Here is a 2,856-nt window from a genome sequence, read left to right as displayed (position 1 = left end):
GGGCGGGCATCAGTCCGCCTGATAGGGATCCATGATGCCCATGCCCGCCAGCGTGGCGGTTTCCAGCGCTTCCATGCGCTTGGCGTCGCGGGCCTTGACGTGGTCGTAGCCGAGCGCGTGCAGTACGCCGTGCAGGGTCAGGTGGGCGGCGTGGTGCAGGAAGTCCTTGCGCTGCTCGCGCGCCTCGCGCGCCAGCACCGGCACGCAGATCACGATATCGCCCCGGGCCACGCCCAGCGGGTCGACCCCGTATTCGAAGGTCAGCACGTTGGTGGCGTAGTCGCGGCCGCGGAAATCGCGGTTCAGGCGCTTGCCCTCGGCCGCGCCGACCAGGCGCAGGCTCAGTTCGGCGGCGCTGAAGTCGACCAGGCCGTCTTCGGCCGCCGCCGCCAGCGCGCGCTCGGCCCAGCGGCGCAGGCGCCAGCGCGGCAGGCGCGGTTCGTCGGCCGCGTACTGGACGGAAAGGGACAGGTCAGGCGTCATGTTCTGCGGCACGGTCGTAGGCGTCCACGATGCGGGCCACCAGCGGGTGGCGCACGACGTCGCGGCTGGTGAAGCGGGTGGTGGCGATGCCCTGCACGTCGTGCAGCACCTTGACCGCGTGGGCCAGGCCGCTGTCCTGGCCGCGCGGCAGATCCACCTGCGACGGATCCCCGGTGATGACCGCCTTGCTGCCGAAGCCGATGCGGGTCAGGAACATCTTCATCTGTTCGGGCGTGGTGTTCTGGGCCTCGTCCAGGATGATGAAGGCGTGGTTCAGCGTGCGGCCGCGCATGTAGGCCAGGGGCGCGATCTCGATGGTCTGCTTCTCGAACAGGCGCTGCACCTTGTCGAAGCCCATCAGGTCGTAGAGCGCGTCGTACAGCGGGCGCAGGTATGGATCCACCTTCTGGGCCAGGTCGCCGGGCAGGAAGCCCAGGCGCTCGCCGGCCTCGACCGCGGGGCGCGTCAGCACCAGCCGCTGCACCGTGTCGCGCTCCATGGCGTCGATGGCGCAGGCCACCGCCAGCCAGGTCTTGCCGGTGCCGGCCGGACCCACGCCGAAGGTGATGTCGTGCTTGAGGATGTTGTTCAGGTAGTCGCGCTGGCGCGCGGTGCGCGGGCGCAGGTCGCTGCGGCGGGTGCGCAGCGCGATGCCGTCGCTCTCGTCGTCCAGCGACGGCAGCTCGGTGGCGTCCTGCGCCGGTTCCTCGCGCAGTTTCTCGTCCTGGCGGCCGACGCCGATTTCCACCAGGCCCAGCTGGATGTCGTCCACCGTCAGGGCGCGGTGCACGGCCTGTTCGTGGAAGCGGCGCAGGACGCGGCCGGCCAGCTCGGCGGTTTCGCCCTCGATGGTGACGCGGCTGCCGCGGCGCGAGAGCTTGACGCTCATGCCGTCGGCCAGCTGCCGCAGGTTTTCGTCCAGGGGGCCGCAGAGATTGGCCAGGTGGGTGTTGTCGCCGTCCAGGTTGACGACGGTGGGCATGCTGCGCCGGGCGCGTGAGCGGGCTTGGGTCATTCGGTCCCTTGGGCGTCGCGGTCCACGTCGGCGACCCGGGCGCGCAGCGAATTGGTGTGCGCGTCGGTGATGATGACGTCGACCATCTGGCCGATGAGCCGCGCGGGTGCGGCGAAGTTGACGATGCGGTTGTTCTCGGTGCGGCCCATGAGCTCGTTGGGATCGCGCCGCGACGGGCCTTCCACCAGCAGGCGCTGGCGCGTGCCGATCATGCCGCGGGCGATGGCGGCGGCCTGCTCGTTGATCAGCGCCTGCAGGCGCTGCAGCCGGCGCAGCTTGACGTCCTGCGGCGTGTCGTCGCTCAGGTCGGCCGCCGGCGTGCCGGGACGGCGCGAGTAGACGAAGGAGAAGGACGTGTCGAAGCCCACGTCCTCGATCAGCTTCATGGTCTTTTCGAAGTCTTCCTCGGTCTCGCCGGGGAAGCCGACGATGAAGTCGGACGACAGCGTCAGGTTCGGCCGGGCGGCGCGCAGGCGGCGCACCACGGACTTGAACTCCAGCGTGGTGTAGCCGCGCTTCATGGCGGCCAGCACGCGGTCGCTGCCGGCCTGCACCGGCAGGTGCAGGAAGGACACCAGCTTGGGCAGGCGCGCGTAGGCGTCCATCATGCGCTGGGTCATTTCCTTGGGGTGCGAGGTGGTGTAGCGGATGCGCTCGATGCCGGGAATCTCGTGCACGTACTCCAGCAACATGGCGAAGTCGGCGATCTCGCCGCTGTCGCCCATGGCGCCCCGGTAGGCGTTGACGTTCTGGCCCAGCAGCGTCACTTCCTTGACGCCCTGGTCGGCCAGGTCGGCCACTTCCATCAGCACGTCGTCGAACGGGCGCGAGACTTCCTCGCCGCGCGTGTAGGGCACCACGCAGAAGCTGCAATACTTGCTACAGCCTTCCATGATGGAGACGAAGGCGGTGGCGCCGTCCACGCGCGGGGGCGGCATGGCGTCGAACTTCTCGATTTCCGGGAAGCTGATGTCCACCTGCGAGCGGCCCTCGGCGCGGCGGCGCTCGATCAGGTCGGGCAGGCGGTGCAGCGTCTGCGGGCCGAACACCACGTCGACATAGGGCGCGCGCTTGACGATGGCCTCGCCTTCCTGGCTGGCCACGCAGCCGCCCACGCCGATCACCAGATTGGGGTTGAGCTTCTTCAGGTGCTGCACCCGGCCCAGGTCGGAAAAGACCTTTTCCTGGGCCTTCTCGCGCACCGAACAGGTGTTGAACAGGATGACGTCGGCTTCTTCCGGGTTCTCAGTCAGTTCCAGTTCCTGGTCGCCGCGCAGCACATCGGCCATCTTGTCCGAGTCGTACTCGTTCATCTGGCAGCCGAAGGTGCGGATGTAGAGCTTGCGGGGAGCGCCGGC

The 2,856-nt window shown here is 69.0% G+C and carries 3 protein-coding genes; all 3 read right to left on the bottom strand.

The features are described 5' to 3' along the window. Nucleotides 1-9: 9 nt before the first annotated feature. The gene (ybeY, locus tag AC6LJ5_RS30200) at nucleotides 10-483 is read right to left on the bottom strand and encodes an rRNA maturation RNase YbeY (RefSeq protein WP_392409146.1); all 474 of its coding nucleotides are present in this window, start codon (nucleotides 481-483) and stop codon (nucleotides 10-12) included. After that, nucleotides 473-1,498 (bottom strand): PhoH family protein, encoded by a 1,026-nt coding sequence (locus AC6LJ5_RS30195; RefSeq protein WP_103275885.1) that lies wholly within the window; start codon nucleotides 1,496-1,498, stop codon nucleotides 473-475. Before AC6LJ5_RS30195 ends, ybeY begins: the two co-directional genes overlap by 11 nt. Continuing rightward, the coding region (gene miaB, locus AC6LJ5_RS30190; RefSeq protein WP_498142436.1) for a tRNA (N6-isopentenyl adenosine(37)-C2)-methylthiotransferase MiaB at nucleotides 1,495-2,856 on the bottom strand (1,362 nt) is incomplete at its 5' end. The genes AC6LJ5_RS30195 and miaB, both read right to left, overlap by 4 nt.

It is taken from the genome of Achromobacter sp. 1011791174 (assembly GCF_059760925.1).
Note: the sequence above shows the minus strand (reverse complement) of the source record. Positions and strands in the feature narration are given on the sequence as shown.

What these genes read in the sequence shown, in the direction of transcription:
- ybeY (WP_392409146.1), bottom strand. Translation starts at nt 483, where the DNA reads ATGACGCCTGACCTGTCCCTTTCCGTCCAGTACGCGGCCGACGAACCG.
- AC6LJ5_RS30195 (WP_103275885.1), bottom strand. Translation starts at nt 1,498, where the DNA reads ATGACCCAAGCCCGCTCACGCGCCCGGCGCAGCATGCCCACCGTCGTC.